The 16677-nt window shown below is 53.1% G+C and carries 14 protein-coding genes; 7 read left to right on the top strand and 7 right to left on the bottom strand.

Features of this window, described 5'->3' with window-relative positions:
• Window positions 1–140 precede the first annotated feature (140 nt).
• From pyrH to rpsB, 3 genes are all read right to left on the bottom strand, one after another.
• Window positions 141–866, bottom strand: a complete 726-nt coding sequence (gene pyrH, locus ACXI0A_RS05285) for a UMP kinase (protein WP_034829488.1) — start codon at window positions 864–866, stop codon at window positions 141–143.
• A 154-nt stretch (window positions 867–1020) separates the two neighbouring features.
• Entirely contained in the window at window positions 1021–1872 is an 852-nt protein-coding gene (tsf, locus tag ACXI0A_RS05280; protein ID WP_166934125.1) for a translation elongation factor Ts, read from the bottom strand.
• A 181-nt stretch (window positions 1873–2053) separates the two neighbouring features.
• Window positions 2054–2773: a 30S ribosomal protein S2 gene (gene rpsB, locus ACXI0A_RS05275; protein WP_224935488.1), complete on the bottom strand. Its 720-nt coding sequence runs from the start codon at window positions 2771–2773 to the stop codon at window positions 2054–2056.
• Between the two features lie 314 nt (window positions 2774–3087).
• Between rpsB and map the strand changes: the two genes are divergently transcribed.
• From map to ACXI0A_RS05250, 5 genes are all read left to right on the top strand, one after another.
• On the top strand, window positions 3088–3882 hold the full coding sequence (gene map / locus ACXI0A_RS05270; protein WP_034829494.1) for a type I methionyl aminopeptidase: 795 nt from the start codon (window positions 3088–3090) through the stop codon (window positions 3880–3882).
• 67 nt (window positions 3883–3949) lie between these two features.
• Window positions 3950–6604 carry a bifunctional uridylyltransferase/uridylyl-removing protein GlnD gene (gene glnD, locus ACXI0A_RS05265; RefSeq protein WP_476150016.1) on the top strand — a complete coding sequence of 885 codons (2655 nt, stop codon included), beginning with the start codon at window positions 3950–3952 and terminating at the stop codon, window positions 6602–6604.
• A 253-nt stretch (window positions 6605–6857) separates the two neighbouring features.
• Window positions 6858–7682, top strand: a complete 825-nt coding sequence (gene dapD / locus ACXI0A_RS05260; RefSeq protein WP_034829499.1) for a 2,3,4,5-tetrahydropyridine-2,6-dicarboxylate N-succinyltransferase — start codon at window positions 6858–6860, stop codon at window positions 7680–7682.
• Between the two features lie 294 nt (window positions 7683–7976).
• Complete coding sequence (locus ACXI0A_RS05255) at window positions 7977–8369, top strand: DUF3461 family protein (RefSeq protein ID WP_034829501.1); 393 nt, start codon at window positions 7977–7979, stop codon at window positions 8367–8369.
• A 141-nt stretch (window positions 8370–8510) separates the two neighbouring features.
• On the top strand, window positions 8511–9215 hold the full coding sequence (locus ACXI0A_RS05250) for a GntR family transcriptional regulator (RefSeq protein ID WP_476150019.1): 705 nt from the start codon (window positions 8511–8513) through the stop codon (window positions 9213–9215).
• Window positions 9216–9223: 8 nt separating this feature from the next.
• On the opposite strand, the gene ACXI0A_RS05245 is transcribed toward ACXI0A_RS05250, so the two are convergent.
• The 4 genes from ACXI0A_RS05245 to dgt form a co-directional block, all read right to left on the bottom strand.
• On the bottom strand, window positions 9224–10495 hold the full coding sequence (locus tag ACXI0A_RS05245; RefSeq protein WP_476150020.1) for an alginate lyase family protein: 1272 nt from the start codon (window positions 10493–10495) through the stop codon (window positions 9224–9226).
• Window positions 10496–10520: 25 nt separating this feature from the next.
• Window positions 10521–11678, bottom strand: coding sequence for a CdaR family transcriptional regulator (locus ACXI0A_RS05240; protein WP_476150022.1), 1158 nt, complete (start codon window positions 11676–11678; stop codon window positions 10521–10523).
• A gap of 233 nt (window positions 11679–11911) precedes the next feature.
• The gene (gene degP / locus ACXI0A_RS05235) at window positions 11912–13357 is read right to left on the bottom strand and encodes a serine endoprotease DegP (RefSeq protein ID WP_476150023.1); all 1446 of its coding nucleotides are present in this window, start codon (window positions 13355–13357) and stop codon (window positions 11912–11914) included.
• Window positions 13358–13493: 136 nt separating this feature from the next.
• Window positions 13494–14987 (bottom strand): dGTPase, encoded by a 1494-nt coding sequence (gene dgt / locus ACXI0A_RS05230; protein ID WP_476151152.1) that lies wholly within the window; start codon window positions 14985–14987, stop codon window positions 13494–13496.
• A gap of 98 nt (window positions 14988–15085) precedes the next feature.
• Here dgt and mtnN point away from each other — a divergent pair, with 98 nt between their 5' ends.
• Both mtnN and btuF read left to right on the top strand, forming a co-directional pair.
• The gene (gene mtnN, locus ACXI0A_RS05225; protein ID WP_476150025.1) at window positions 15086–15784 is read left to right on the top strand and encodes a 5'-methylthioadenosine/S-adenosylhomocysteine nucleosidase; all 699 of its coding nucleotides are present in this window, start codon (window positions 15086–15088) and stop codon (window positions 15782–15784) included.
• Complete coding sequence (gene btuF, locus ACXI0A_RS05220) at window positions 15777–16580, top strand: vitamin B12 ABC transporter substrate-binding protein BtuF (protein WP_476150026.1); 804 nt, start codon at window positions 15777–15779, stop codon at window positions 16578–16580. Before mtnN ends, btuF begins: the two co-directional genes overlap by 8 nt.
• Window positions 16581–16677 lie beyond the last annotated feature (97 nt).

Below are 16677 nucleotides of genomic sequence, written 5' to 3'. Positions count from 1 at the left end.
AAAACCCTTGGATTCGGTTTGACCTGGCCATTTCCGGGCAACCCGGAAGTGGTATCGATAAACATCGATCATCCTGAAAGCTGCGCGGTGCCATTGCATCGCGCCAACAGAATATACCTTATTTTATCTTGCGTCGGGTATTAATGCGTAATCAGGGTGCCTTCTTTTTCACCCATCACTACGCGACGCAGTGCGCCAGGCTTGTTCATGTTGAAGACGCGGATCGGCAATTGATGGTCACGAGCCAGCGTAAAGGCCGCCAGATCCATGACTTTCAGCTCTTTATCCAGTACTTCGCCATAAGTCAGCTGTTCATACAGTGTAGCGTCCGGGTTTTTCACCGGGTCATCTGAATAAACACCGTCAACTTTGGTGGCTTTCAGCACCACATCGGCTTCGATTTCGATGCCACGCAGGCAAGCGGCTGAGTCAGTGGTAAAGAACGGGTTACCCGTACCGGCGGCGAAGATCACCACGCGGTTATTGCGCAGCAGGCTGATCGCTTCTGCCCAGCTGTAGTTATCACACACGCCATTCAGCGGAATCGCGGACATCAGACGCGCGTTAACATACGCACGATGCAATGCGTCACGCATTGCCAGACCGTTCATCACGGTTGCCAGCATGCCCATATGATCGCCGACCACACGGTTCATGCCTGCCTGAGCCAGGCCTGCGCCACGGAACAGGTTACCGCCACCAATAACCACACCCACCTGGATGCCCAGCTCAACCAGCTCTTTCACCTCTTGCGCCATACGGTCAAGCACGCTCGCGTCAATACCAAAACCTTCGGCACCTTGCAGTGCTTCGCCACTCAGTTTTAGCAGGATACGTTGATATACAGGTTTTGCGTTGGTCGCCATGGTCAATTCTTCCTGGAAGATATGATGAATGAGAAGTTAAATCTGATCGATCATCCGCTTAGCGAACGAAAAAAGCTATTGGGATGAGACTGAAAAGTGGTCCACGCAAAACGCAGACAAAAAAGAACCGCCTTCCGGCGGTTCTTTCGGAGCATTAAGACTGTTTAGACATTGCAGCAACTTCTGCTGCGAAGTCAGCTTCAACTTTCTCGATGCCTTCGCCCACTTCGAAGCGGATGAAGTTAATTACGTCTGCGCCTTTCTCTTTCAGAGCCTGGCCAACGGTTTTGCTTGGGTCGATGACGAAAGCCTGACCGGTCAGAGAAACTTCGCCGGTGAATTTCTTCATGCGGCCTTCAACCATTTTCTCTGCGATTTCTTTAGGCTTGCCAGACTGCATGGCGATGTCCAGCTGAACCTGGTACTCTTTCTCAACCACATCAGCAGACACGTCTTCTGGCTTAACGAATTCTGGCTTGCTTGCAGCAACGTGCATAGCAACTTGCTTGCTCAGCTCTTCGTCAGCACCGGTGGTAGAAACCACTACGCCGATACGTGCACCGTGCTGATAGCTGTTCAGCTGAGCGCCTTCCAGGATAGCAACACGACGGATGTTGATGTTCTCACCGATTTTAGCAACCAGCGCTACGCGTTCTTCTTCGAACTGCGCTTTCAGAGCTTCAACATCAGTCACTTTACCAGCAACAGCTGCGTCCAGTACTTTGTCTGCGAAAGCCTGGAAACCAGCATCTTTAGCAACGAAGTCGGTCTGGCAGTTCACTTCCAGAATCAGTGCGAAACCATCAGCGATTTTGGTTTTGATCACGCCGTCAGCAGCAACGTTGCCTGCTTTCTTAGCGGCTTTGATCGCGCCAGATTTACGCATGTTCTCAATCGCCAGCTCGATGTCGCCGTTCGCTTCAGTCAGCGCTTTTTTGCAGTCCATCATGCCTGCGCCAGTACGCTCACGCAGTTCTTTTACCAATGCAGCGGTAATTTCAGCCATTCCAAAATCCTCGATTCGTCTCTGTGTGCATTCACACTGTCAGAAACTTGTTGCGGAAAATTTACTCTGCCCCGCTCACCCATAGGGAGCGTGGCAAACTTAGATAAATAAAAGGGGCCTGTGCGGCCCCCTTAACAGATAACATCTGATGTCTAAGGGCTCTTAGAAAGAGCGAACCTTATTAAGCTTCTGAAGCTTCTTCAGCCTGCTCAGCCAGGTCCTGTGAACGGCCTTCGCGCACGGTAGTCGCAACAGCAGTCAGGTACAGGCTTACAGCACGGATCGCATCGTCGTTACCTGGGATAACGAAATCAACGCCATCTGGATCAGAGTTAGTATCAACGATAGCAAATACTGGGATACCCAGGTTGTTTGCTTCTTTGATAGCGATGTGTTCGTGATCAGCATCAACTACAAACAGTGCATCCGGCAGACCGCCCATATCTTTGATACCGCCCAGGCTGTTTTCCAGCTTGGCCAGTTCACGAGTGCGCATCAGCGCTTCTTTCTTGGTCAGTTTGTCGAAAGTACCGTCCTGAGACTGAGACTCTAGATCTTTCAAACGCTTGATTGACTGGCGAACAGTTTTCCAGTTAGTCAGCATGCCACCCAACCAGCGGTGGTTAACGAAGAACTGGTCGCAGCTCAGAGCTGACTCTTTAATAGATTCGGCAGCAGCGCGCTTAGTACCAACGAAAAGGATTTTGCCTTTACGTGAAGAAATCTTCTGCAACTCAGCCAGAGCGTCGTTGAACATAGGTACAGTTTGCTCAAGGTTGATGATGTGAACCTTGTTACGTGCGCCGAAGATGAATGGCTTCATTTTCGGGTTCCAGTAACGGGTCTGGTGACCGAAGTGAACACCAGCCTTGAGCATGTCGCGCATTGATACAGTTGCCATGATTACCTCTAAAGTATGATTGGGGTTGGGCCTCCATGTATCCCATACAACCGACCTCTTTCAAGGCACCCCGGAGTATGTGTCGATACATGTGTGTTTTAGTACACAAAGTGAGTTTTATGCGTTTCTCGCCAGCCAGGAAGGTGACAGAGAATCGTCGGCGCGCTTTATACCATAATGCGCAGGAATACGCCAATAGTAGTTAGCGTCGACAGGCGTGGACAATCCCGATTTGGCAGCCTAATTGCTGGCTGCTAACATGACTGCCACAGAACTCATTATTGTCGAAAATGTCGGCGATTGCGGATTATTTAATGGCCATTTCAATTAAAACCCCTGAAGAAATCGAAAAAATGCGCGTGGCAGGCCGTCTGGCTGCTGAAGTGCTGGAAATGATCGCCCCGCACGTGGTGCCGGGTGTGACCACGGGCGAACTCGACCGCCTGTGCCACGATCACATCACTAACAAGCAGCAGGCTATCTCAGCGTGCCTTGGCTATCACGGCTTCCCGAAATCAGTGTGTATTTCGGTCAATGAAGTGGTGTGCCACGGCATCCCGAGCGATGATCGCGTCTTGAAAGATGGCGATGTGGTCAACGTCGACGTCACGGTTATCAAAGATGAGTATCACGGCGATACCTCAAAAATGTTCATCGTGGGCAAACCGACCATTCAAGGCGAGCGACTGTGTCGTGTCACCCAGGAAAGCCTCTACATTGCGCTGCGTCTGGTAAAGCCGGGCATCCGCCTGCGTGAGCTGGGCCGTGCCATCCAGCAATATGTTGAAGCGCAGGATTTCTCGGTGGTGCGCGAGTATTGCGGCCACGGCATCGGCAAAGGTTTCCATGAAGAGCCGCAGGTGCTGCATTACGATGCCGATGACGGCGGCGTGGTGTTGCAGGCGGGGATGACCTTTACCGTCGAGCCGATGGTCAATGCCGGTGATTATCGTATCCGCACAATGAAGGATGGCTGGACCGTAAAAACCAAAGATCGCAGCTTGTCCGCGCAGTATGAGCATACTATTGTGGTGACAGAAAACGGCTGTGAGATTCTTACGCTGCGTGAAGATGACACCATTGCTGCGGTGCTCGAAAATAACGCGTAACGTTCTTGAAGACAGTACCAGGCCGGCTTAATGCCGGCCTTTTTTTTGGCGCTTACGAGGCATGTCGATGAGTGGTAGCGTGACCGAAGCAGTACACAAAGGCCTGACCGATTCCCCCGCCAGCTGGCCTGATGAAGCCCTGAAGCGTGACAAAATAAAACTTTACCTTGAGCAATTTCAGCAGCATCTGGGCGTGGCCTTCGATGCGGGTACGGATGTCGAATCGTTGATTGACGTTCGTACCCTGTTTATCGATCGCCTGTTGCGCCGTCTGTGGCGTTTCTACGGCTTCGATAAGATGAAAGAAATTGCCTTGGTCGCGGTGGGCGGCTACGGACGCGGTGAACTACATCCCCTCTCCGATATCGATGTCTTGATTCTCAGCCGCCAGCCACTGGATGACGCCGCCGCACAGCGCACCAGCGAACTACTGACGCTGATGTGGGATTTAAAGCTCGAAGTTGGCCATAGCGTACGTACGTTGGAAGAGTGCTTACTGGAAGGCTTATCGGATCTCACCGTGGCCACCAATCTGATTGAATCCCGCATGCTGACTGGCGATGTCGCTCTGTTCCTTGAGCTACAAAAGAACATTTTCAGCGATGGTTTCTGGCCATCATCGCGCTTCTTTGCCGCCAAAATCGAAGAGCAGCAAGAGCGCCATCAGCGCTATCACGGCACCAGTTACAACCTCGAACCAGACATTAAAAGCAGCCCCGGCGGCCTGCGCGATATTCACACCCTGCAGTGGGTTGCGCGCCGTCATTTTGGCGCGACCACCATGGATGAAATGGTCGGATTTGGCTTTATCACCGAAGCCGAGCGCAATGAAATCAATGAGTGCCAAATGTTCCTCTGGCGCATTCGCTTTGCGCTGCACCTAACATTGACGCGTTACGACAACCGTTTGTTGTTTGATCGCCAATTGACTGTGGCACAGCGGCTCAACTATCTCGGCGAAGGCAATGAGCCGGTTGAGCGCATGATGAAAGACTTTTACCGGGTGACACGCCGCATTGGTGAACTCAATCAGATGCTGCTGCAGCTGTTTGACGAAGCGATCCTCGCCCTCTCCACTACTGAGAAACCGCGCAGCATCGATGATGATTTTCAGCTGCGCGGCAATTTGATCGATCTGCGCGATCCCACGCTGTTCGAACGTGAACCGCAGGCAATTCTGCGCATGTTCTACGTGATGGTGCGTAATGAGAACATCACCGGCATTTACTCCACCACGCTACGTCATTTGCGCCATGCGCGTCGCCATTTGAAGCAGCCGCTGTGCCAGATTGCTGAAGCGCGCGAGACCTTTATGTCGATTCTGCGCCATCCGGGTGCAGTGAAGCGTGCGCTGGTGCCGATGCATCGCCACAGTGTCCTTTGGGCGTATACGCCGCTGTGGGGCAATATTGTCGGACAGATGCAGTTTGACTTGTTCCATGCCTACACGGTGGATGAGCACACCATTCGCGTCCTGCAAAAGCTGGAAAGCTTCGCCAACGAAGCCACGCGTCCGATGCACCCATTATGTGTTGAACTCTGGCCGCGTTTGCCGCAAATCGAATTGTTACTGATGGCCGCCCTGCTGCACGATATCGCCAAAGGGCGCGGCGGTGATCACTCGATTCTGGGGGCGCAGGACGCGCTTGATTTTGCTGAATTGCATGGGCTCAACTCGCGGGAAACGCAGTTGGTGGCCTGGCTGGTGCGCCATCATCTGCTGATGTCAGTCACCGCCCAGCGCCGCGATATTCAGGATCCGACGGTAATCCAGCAATTCGCCGAAGTGATGCAGAATGAAAACCGCCTGCGTTATCTGGTGTGTCTCACCGTCGCCGACATCTGCGCCACCAACGAGAGTCTGTGGAACAGCTGGAAGCAGAGCCTGCTGCGCGAACTGTTCTTCGCGACTGAAAAACAGCTGCGTCGCGGCATGGAAAACAGCCCGGATTTACGCGAACGCGTGCGTCATCACCGTTTACAGGCCCTCGCGCTGTTGCGTATGGAAAACCTCAACGAAGAGCGTTTGCACCATATCTGGAGCCGCTGCCGTGCTGACTATTTCCTGCGTCACACGCCAAATCAGCTGGCATGGCACGCGCGTCATCTGATCGACCACGACCTCACCAAACCGCTGGTACTGGTCAGCCCACAGGCCACACGCGGTGGAACTGAAATTTTCATCTGGAGCCCGGACCGCCCTCACCTGTTTGCCGCAGTAGCCGGTGAACTGGACCGCCGAAATCTGAGCGTGCACGATGCCCAGATCTTTACCAGCCGCGACGGCATGGCAATGGATACCTTTATTGTGCTGGAGCCGGATGGCAGCCCGCTGGCCGCCGATCGCCATCCGATGATTATGCAGGCGCTGGAACAAGCGATTACCCAAACCGAATGGGTGCCGCCGCGCACACGTCGCCAGTCTGCACGCCTCAAGCACTTTAGTGTCGATACCGAAGTGAATTTCCTGCCGACGCATACCGACCGTCGGAGTTATCTGGAATTGGTGGCGCTGGATCAGCCAGGCTTGCTGGCGCGTGTTGGGGAAGTGTTTGCCGACCTCGGCGTTTCACTGCACGGCGCGCGCATCAGTACGATTGGCGAACGGGTTGAGGATCTTTTCATCCTTGCGGACAGCGAGCGACGCGCACTTGATGTAGAAATGCGCAATGTGCTGCAACAACGGTTGACAGAGGCCCTCAATCCAAACGATAAACTGTGACCTGGCTTCCATCCTTAACGCTGCAGGTGCGTTGGCTTTCCTCGCTCACCCCGATCACATACTGATGTATGCTCCCGGGGATTCACTGCGTCGCCGCGTGATTCGGCCTTTGGCCTCACCCCTGCGGGGCCAGCGCGAGCGCTGTTCAAAACACTTTGTGTTTTGTCCTGCAACGTGAATGATGTTTGCCAGGCAATTTTACTATGTACGCTTTTTGGCGTGCATTCCGTTATGACAGAATCAGGAAAAAAATATGCAACAGTTACAGAGCGTTATTGAATCTGCCTTTGAGCGCCGCGCCGATATCACGCCAGCGAGCGTGGACAGCGTGACCCGTGAAGCTATCGAACAGGTAATTGGCCTGCTGGATAGCGGCGAACTGCGCGTGTCTGAAAAGATCAACGGAGAGTGGGTAACGCATCAGTGGCTGAAGAAAGCGGTGCTGTTGTCTTTCCGCATCAATGACAATCAGGTGATTGACGGCGCAGAAACCCGCTTCTACGACAAAGTGCCAATGAAGTTCGCTAACTGGGATGAAGCACGCTTCAAGAACGCCGGTTTCCGCGTGGTACCACCAGCAGCCGTGCGTCAGGGCGCGTTCATCGCTCGTAATACCGTGCTGATGCCCTCTTACGTTAACATCGGCGCTTTCGTTGATGAAGGCACCATGGTTGACACCTGGGCGACCGTAGGTTCTTGCGCGCAGATCGGTAAAAACGTTCACCTGTCAGGCGGCGTTGGCATCGGTGGTGTTCTGGAGCCACTGCAGGCGAACCCAACCATCATCGAAGACAACTGCTTCATCGGCGCACGTTCCGAGATCGTTGAAGGCGTAATCGTTGAAGAAGGTTCAGTGATCTCCATGGGTGTTTACATCGGTCAGAGCACCAAAATCTACGATCGTGAAACCGGCGAAGTGCATTACGGCCGCGTTCCAGCAGGTTCCGTGGTGGTATCAGGCAACCTGCCGTCTAAAGATGGTAGCTACAGCCTGTACTGTGCCGTGATCGTGAAGAAAGTGGACGCCAAAACTCTGGCTAAAACCGGTATTAACGAACTGCTGCGTACCATCGACTAAACCCTGATTTAGTCCGATAACCCTGCCGACGGGCCTGTATTCAGGCCCGTAATCATTTCTTTACACTCTCGCCCCAACTACCTGCTTCGCGCCGCGAATTAACTGGTGCGTTTATTTTTCAAACAGTTCATAATCCGCGCCAGTTAACTCCGGTCGCGCACTGTTCATCCCGGTTTTTGTGTCTACAGTTGATTAAGTATGCCGTAAGCGTTCCGGTTGCTGCGTTTCTGCTGCATCCCGAATGATGATGATAGTCCTGCGCGCTCACCCACTCTTAGATGGAATATAAACGCTATGTACGACAACCTGAAAAGCTTAGGTATCAGCTCTCCTGAAGACATCGACCGTTACAGCCTGCGTCAGGAAGCCAGCAACGACATCCTGAAAATCTACTTCCGCAAAGACAAAGGTGAATTTTTCGCGAAAAGCGTGAAGTTCAAATACCCGCGTCAGCGCAAAACCGTCGTGGCCGATCACACCAGCCAGGGCTATAAAGAAGTACAGGAAATCAGCCCGAACCTGCGTTACGTGATCGACGAACTGGATCAGATTTGCCAGCGCGATCAGGTTGAAGTCGATTTGAAACGCAAAATCCTCGCGGATCTGCGTCATCTGGAAAACGTGGTATCGAATAAGATCGCTGAAATTGAATCCGATCTGGATCAACTGACCCGCAACGGTCGTTAATTTCCCCCGCGTTCCCAGGGCCAGCTTACGCTGGCCTTTTTTTTGCCTTATTTCAGTTTTATCTGGGACTGTTTCACCTACCTGTATTCATAATCCCTGGCTAGTATCGGGTTATGTCTGACTTCCGGTAAAACAAAAACCATGCAATTTGCAGCCATCACCTCAGGACAGCGCGGTCTGGATGTTCATATCGCCGGTGACCTCGCGCAAAAAATTCTATCTGGAACGCTTAAGGCCGGTGATGTTCTGCCCAGCGAAGTCGAGCTGTGCAGCCACTTTGGCGTCAGCCGAACTGCCGTGCGTGAAGCACTCAAACTATTATCTTCGAAAGGATTATTGGAATCGCGCCCCAAACTCGGCACGCATGTACGTGACCGCACGTACTGGAATCTGCTTGATGTGCAACTGCTGGAATGGATGAAGGGCATCGAATCAACAGCAGAGATGTATCAACAGTTTCTGGCATTTCGTGAGGCCATTGAACCGCAGGCCGCCAGGCTGGCTGCGTTACACGCTACACAGTCACAACGCACTGAACTTTCAGTGTTATTCCGCGAAATGATCGCCGTTTGCGCCGCAAGCTCCTTCGATCTTGCTCGCTGGCTGGAGGTGGATAGCGCCTTTCATCGTCTGATCTTTCACTCCACGGACAACTGTTTTTACATCCCGTTTGGTAATCTGCTTGAAACCATCTTTAAGTGCTTCTTCACCTGGCCCTCCAGCGCGCAGGATATTTTTCTGGATGAACACCGCAAGATTTACGAAGCGATCATGATTGGCGATGCCGATGCTGCACACAGGGCGTCGATGGGTTTAATGCTCAACAGCACACAGCCTCGAATGTAATCTGACCATCACAGATGCGTGGGTGGCCGCGATAACAACCAAATATCACGCAGTGCTTCTCTTTCCGCACCTCGCGCTTCTGCTGCGCTGATATTGGCCGCCGAATGCATTTCAATCGCGCGGTGGATCCATCGCTGGTAGCGGTCGCTATTCAGGCTGCTATCCGCAAGCGAGAGCAGTGGAATCAAGCGCAGACTGACACGATCGCGGTTTTTCCATGGCCAGATTTTGCTGTCATCGCTAAAAGGAGCCATATAATCCAGCGCACTCAACAATGAACCGCTCTGCTGATGATAATGCCAGAGATCGCCGGTTCCACTGCGCTGCGCCAGTTGCGCGACGTTTGTCAGTGCCTGCAAATTGAAATAGCTGTAATGGAACGAGCGTGTGCGTGCCAGTTCCATTGGCTGCGTTCCGTCCGCACGAATTTGCCCGGCTATTTTATCCTGAGCTAATATCACCATCTGCTTAATCACCTGAGGTTGATGCAAATACCACGCAATGCCCGCCACCTGTGCGGCATACCAGCTGCCATGATTATTAGGTGCATCACGCTCGCCTTGTGCCAGCTTACTGTGCAGTAGCCAGTCAAGGTAATCGCTAAACCATGCGTGTAATGCAACCTGATCCTGTTGGTGCCAGCCGGGCGAATCTTGCAGTAGCTGCAGTGCATCCACCACGCGCGTGGCAAAGTAACGCCCATCCAGCACGCCAGTATGTCGGCCCTGTGCCTTACCCGGCACGCCCTGAGCAAAATTAAGGTTGGGATTCATGCGGGTAGCTGGATCGATAAACCAGCTGCGAATCATCGATTGGGCTTTCGCTGCATAACGGGTGTCGCCGGAAAAGTACCAGGCAAGTGCCAAAACCTGCACATCCGCAGTGAAACGGGCCAGACGCACACCATCGCTTTGGTCGTTTTTACTCGCCGGGTTGACCTCGCCATCGCGGCGCACCCAAGGCAAGCCATTCGGCTTAGCGGGATCCGGCCACCAGTAGGCGCTCAGGCTGAGATAATCATGGCGGGAACCGCTGGGAGGTAACATCCCTTTCTGCGTCACGCTGGGGTTTGGCTGTTTAAGCGCGCGATCGGCCGCCTGTTTGAGTTGTTGCCACGCCTGTTCCGTCTGCGGCGCAGCCTGATGATTCTGCAGTTCGGCTCGCGTAAGTTGCAGCTCCTCGCCGGATATAAAGGCCAGCGAAACGGCTTGAGCCTGGCAGGTTGCGGTCACAAGCCAACCGGCCAGCAGCCAGACCAGAGGCACTTTCAATCGGGGCATCTTTCTCTCCAGACCACGATGCGGGTCAGCTCTGTTCATCCAGTTGCAATGCCACATACAGCAGCAGTCGATCGTCAAAATTCCCGAGGTTTAATCCGGTTAGCTCAGAGATGCGGTTAAGGCGATATTCGAGCGTATTACGATGGATAAACAGCGCGCGTGCCGTGGCGCTCGGTTGGACGTTATGACTGAACCACGCCACCAGCGTACGGCGCAGTAATCCATTATTATCATTGGCTTTGAGTTTTGCCAACGGACGCGCCAGTTCATTGGCTTGCCAGCCACCGCGCAGGCTATCCAGTAGCACCGGCAGCACCAAATCCTGATAGAAGAAGCTGCGCTGCTCCGGCATGCGCTGTTTACCCACCATCATCGTGGTGCGCGCCGTGCGGTAGGAACGCGCAATGCTGCCGGGACCAGTAAAGAAATTACCCAGCGCGATGCGCATCCGCACCTGGCCACTCTCTTTCATACGCTGTAATAACTGATCCACGCGACGGCGGTGATCGTCTTGATCGTAACGGCCGTGGGCGTTAAGCGCCGGTTTCAACACCACCATTTCGGTGAGTGAGACGATGGCAATCAGGTTGTCACGATCCGGCGTCGTCAGCAGTGTTTGCAACTGCTGCAATTCCGACATGGCGCTGTCAACGCCAAGCTGACCGCTGTCCACCTCCACCACCGCCACCACGCGCGGCTGATTGAGATCGATGCCCAGGCGCTGCGCCCACTCGCTCAGCGCAGGTGAAAGCGTATCGCTACGGATCAGGTTCAGTACCAGTTCCTCGCGCAAACGACTGTCTTGCGCCAGCATGTGTAACAGCCGCGCCTGTTCCAGCATCATTTCGGCGGTCATACACACCAGTTCACCGTAGTGGCGCAGTGCCGTCGGTTGCCCGGTCAAACCGATCACCCCGACAATGTCGCCATCAATGCGTAAGGGCAAATTGATGCCGGGCCGCACACCATGCAGATGTTTCGCCACGGCTTCATCAATGTTCACCACCCTCCCCTGCGATAACACCAGCAACGCACCTTCGTGCAATTCGCCAATACGCTCACGATCGCCGCTGCCAATAATGCGGCCGCGTGCATCCATCACGTTGACATTACTGTCAATAATTTGCATGGTGCGGGCAACAATATCCTGAGCCAGTCGCGCATCGAGATGATAGGTGGCCATCAATCACTCCAGAGAAAGGGAAGAATTGACAGAATACGCATCCCACGCACGCCTGACATTGTGCAACTGCACATAGCCGGATAGAGAATGCGGGAATTGCGGTAGGCGTCACATTGCGAAACTGACATCTGCACAATATGGACCACGTTAAAGTGGTGCTGATGCTAGCGAGTCGTGCTGCATAAAAACAAAAAAGGCGAGCCGAAGCTCGCCTGCGTTGAATCGTCTAAGATTTATTGCATCAGCAGATAAAGGCTGCTGTCGCCACGCTGCACGTTCAAGGCCAGCACGGACGGTTTGGTATCGAGGATTTTGCGCAGTTCACCGAGGTTGGCAATCGCCTGCTGGTTAACGCCCATAATCACGTCACCTTTCTTCAGACCAATTCGCGCCGCTGCACTGCCTGCCTTCACATTATCCACGCGCACGCCTTTCTGGCCGTTGCTGTCGATATTGCTCAGGTCAGCACCTTCAATACCGGTGTAGATGGTGGCGGACTGCACTTTTTCCTGCGAACTCTGCTGCAGTTCAACTGTGATAGTCACTGGTTTACCGTCACGCAACAGACCCAACTGCAGTTTGGTGCCGACCGGCAGTGAGCCGACTTCAGCTCGCAGCGCAGCAAAACTGGTTAGCGCTTTACCATTCATCGATACCACGACATCACCGGCTTTCACGCCCGCTTTGGCCGCTGCCGAATTAGGCAGAACCTGGCTGACAAAGGCACCGCGCTGGGCATCGACTTTCATCGCTTTCGCCAGTTCGGAATTCAACTCGGTACCCATAATCCCCAGCTCGCCGCGTTTCACCTGGCCGTACTCAATCATCTGCGCCGTCAGGTTTTTCACCATCGCACTTGGGATAGCAAAGCCGATACCGATGTTGCCGCCATCCGGCGCCAGAATCGCGGTATTAATCCCGATGAGCTCACCGTTCAGATTAACCAGCGCACCACCGGAGTTACCGCGGTTGATCGCGGCATCGGTCTGGATAAAGTTCTCGTAATTCTCGACGTTGAGGCCGCTACGTCCCAGTGCAGAAACGATACCGGAGGTCACCGTTTCGCCGAGTCCGTAAGGGTTACCGATCGCGACCGTGTAATCACCGACGCGTAAGTCATCGGAGTCAGCGATCTTAATCGCCGTCAGGTTTTTCGCGTCCTGCAGTTGAATCAGGGCGATATCAGACTGAGGATCTTTGCCAATCACTTTAGCATCGTAACGACGGCCATCGCTCAGCTGCACCTGAATTTTGGTGGCGTTATCCACCACATGGTTGTTAGTGACGACATAACCTTTATCAGCATTGATCACCACGCCCGAACCGAGCGCACGGAATTTTTGCTGTTGGGTGTTGGCTCCGCTATTGTCACCGCCCTGGCTGCCGTCACCGCCGCTCTGGCACATTGGCGAGCTTTGGAATGGCGATCCGTCCTGGCAGAATGGCGAGTTATCACCAAAGAATTGCTGGAATTGCTGCGGCATGCGCGGGGTTTTCACCGTGGTGCTGCCTTCAACACTAATACTCACCACGGAAGGCATCACTTTTTCCAGCATGGGCGCCAGGCTAGGCAGCTGCTGGTTCGAGGAGGAAGCGGTTTCCGCCGCGAAACTAACAGGGCTTAATGCCATGCCCAGACTAAGCGCCAGCGCACTTAACATTAATGTGCTTTTTTTCATTTGTCTGTGTCTCTCTAAGATTTACGGCCAGACCATTGCTGTGGTCGTGATGATGAGATTAAGTTTTTAGCGCGAAGTTCCTAATGAAGTTTTGGGTAAAGGTAAAAATTTATTCTTCATCTTTACAAAACTCAGCTTATTCCACCGCCATCAAACGACGATACTCATCCCATGCATAATTGTCTGTCATCCCGCTGATATAGTCCTGAATCAACCGTGAACGGTAATAACGCTCCCACAACAAGCGTTGATATTTATGCTCGACAATCAGTGCTCGCATCTGCTGCTGATAAGCTTTTCGATGCTTTCCTGAAAGCTTATGAAACAGTCGTGTTTCAATCGGATATTTTGGCAGAAAGTCGTCGTTCATCAGCGTAGTAAATTGTTCATAATCCAGCAACATCAATGACTGATAGATTTCCAGCAGCCCTTTAATGACCCGATAGCCTTGTAATTCGAGCTGCTCAACTTCCGGGTGATTAAATACCTGCTGACGCGCCACGGTTTTAAATAATTTCAGCAAACGGCCTTCATCGCCGTCATCTTCCAGCAGTGCATGATTAAAGTCACCTTCAAAAATAGCCGGGAGATTATCGACAAAACGGCGCACGGCATGGCTGACCAACACATTTTGTACGTTAACCCGTAACGACATAAAAAATTGATCGCTCAGGCTGCGGCGTTTTTTCTGATTCGCTTCTTTCCATGCCTCGCTCACCGTGCGACTGAACGCATCGCCACTATTTACCGTACCCCAGGCTTTGAGCAGAGCGTTATATAAGGTTTCAACATCAAAAATATCTTTTTCGACGGCGTCATCTAAATCGGCAATACAGTATGAGATATCGTCAGCAGCTTCCATAATCCAGGTGAGTGGATAGCGATGGTGCTCTTTAATATCGGTAGCTGCGCGTAAGTCAGCCACATACTCACGCTCGGACAAATAAAAGCCCGGCTTCTTCATCAGCACGCTAAATTCTTCCGGCTTATCGCCCTGCCACCATGCCGGTGCGGTGTATTTTAAAATACAGGCGACCTGCGCGTAGCTAAGATTGAGTTGCAGCAGCGTATGCACCAGACGAATTGCCTGCGCGTTGCCTTCGAAGTGGCACAAATCCTGACGAATCATTGCATTTAGCTGGTCAAAATCCGCGCGCTGATGTTCATCCGCCACGCCCGCCACCAGCGGGTCCACCAATTCAAGAGGCAGATTATCGTCAAACCAGTCATTGATGGCGGCTTCACCAAAGTGACCAAACGGCGGATTGCCCACATCATGCAGCAGGCAGGCCATTTCAATCAGGCTCTCAAACGCGCCTTCAAATTCATCCAGTCCATAATTCGCCAGCCCGCCGCCCTGCGTTTTCAGGTTTTGCAGGATCTCTTTGGTGATGTAGCGCCCGGTTTGCTGCACTTCCAGCGAGTGGGTCAGACGTGAACGCACCGCAGCATTACGCTCCAGTGGAAATACCTGCGTCTTTTGTTGCAGACGGCGGATCGCGGCAGAATTGATGATACGGCCACGGTCACTCTCAAAGTGCCGCGTAATATAGTATTCACCCTCGGGATCTTTGCGGCTGGTATAAGGTCGGGTGAAACTGATCTTATTTTTGAAATTGATCGGCGCCATCATTACCCCTTATTTTTTGGTGAATTCATCCTCTGCCAGCCATGGTAGACTATGCCTCACTTTTAAGCTTTACATCCATAACTACAGCGAGATTCTTTATGAAAGCAGGCATTATTGGCGCGATGGAGCAGGAAGTCACTCTGCTGCGTGACAAAATTGAAAACCGTCAGACGCTGACGCTGGCTGGTTGTGAAATTTATACCGGCACGCTGAACGGTGTTGAGGTTGCTCTGCTGAAATCAGGCATCGGTAAAACCGCGGCGGCGCTCGGCACGACCCTGTTGCTGGAGCTGTGCAAACCCGATCTAGTGATCAACACCGGTTCAGCGGGTGGCCTGGCCGCTTCACTGAAAGTGGGCGATATTGTGGTCTCCGATGAAGTGCGTTATCACGACGCCGACGTCACCGCATTTGGTTACGAACCTGGCCAGATGGCCGGTTGCCCGGCAGCCTTTGTGGCGGATGAAAAACTGATCGCCGTTGCTGAGCACGTGATTAAGCAGCTGGATCTCAACGCGGTGCGCGGATTAGTGGTCAGCGGGGATGCTTTTATCAACGGTGCTGAACCACTGGCACGTATTCGCACCACCTTCCCACAGGCGATCGCCGTGGAGATGGAAGCTACCGCCATCGGTCATGTTTGCCATCAGTTCAAGGTGCCGTTCGTGGTGGTGCGCGCGATTTCTGATGTCGCAGATAAAGAATCCCACCTGAGCTTTGATGAGTTCCTCGTCGTTGCCGCTAAACAATCGTCACTGATGGTTGAAAACCTGCTGGCACAGCTGGCGCGTGGCTAAGTATTGGTTGTTAGGGCTATTGCTGCTCAGCAATAGCCTGATTGCTGCGGTACCGCGCGTTATCACCCTATCGCCACACCTCACCGAACTGGCTTTTGCAGCAGGTATTACGCCGGTCGCGGTCAGTGCTTATTCGGATTTCCCGGCGCAGGCCAACCAGCTTGAGCAGGTGGCAAACTGGCAGGGCATCAAAGTCGAGCGCATCCTGCAACTGCAACCGGATGTGGTGCTGGCCTGGCGCGGCGGTAATCCCCAACGGCAGATCGACCAACTGCAACGTTTAGGCGTTAAGGTTGAGTGGATCGATCCACAAACCATTGATCAAATGATCGATGCGTTAGCTGACCTCAAACAGTGGAGTCCGCAACCTCAGCAGGCAGAAGCTGCCGCAAAGGCATTACGTCAGCAAGAGGATGATCTGCGTAAACAGTATCAACAGCGCACGCCGATTCCACTGTTTCTGCAGTTCGGCCAGCAGCCGCTGTTTACAGCCTCACGCAATACGCTGCAAAACGAGGTGATCACGCTGTGCGGTGGCAAAAACATCTTTGCCGACAGCCGTGTCAGCTGGCCGCAGGTGAGTCGTGAGCAAGTATTAGCACGTCATCCTCAGGCGATTGTGATCGGCGGTGACCCTGTGCAAGCCGCGAATATCGTGAAATTCTGGCAGCCACAGCTGGCGGTGCCGGTGATTGCCATTAACGATGACTGGCTCAGTCGACCGGGTCCACGCATCCTGCTGGCAGCCAAACAGCTGTGTGCAGATTTACATCCGGCGAAAAATAGCACCAAATAAGATTAAAGATTCGGCAAAAATTGTCGAAAATCAAAATACAAGGCACTGCGGCCACGTATGCTCAGTGCCCTTTTTGCGCAACGCGCAACTTTTGACT

It is taken from the genome of Pantoea sp. C1E2 (assembly GCF_056491465.1).
The sequence above is the reverse complement of the archived record's forward strand: the minus strand, read 5'-3'. Positions and strand labels throughout refer to the sequence as shown.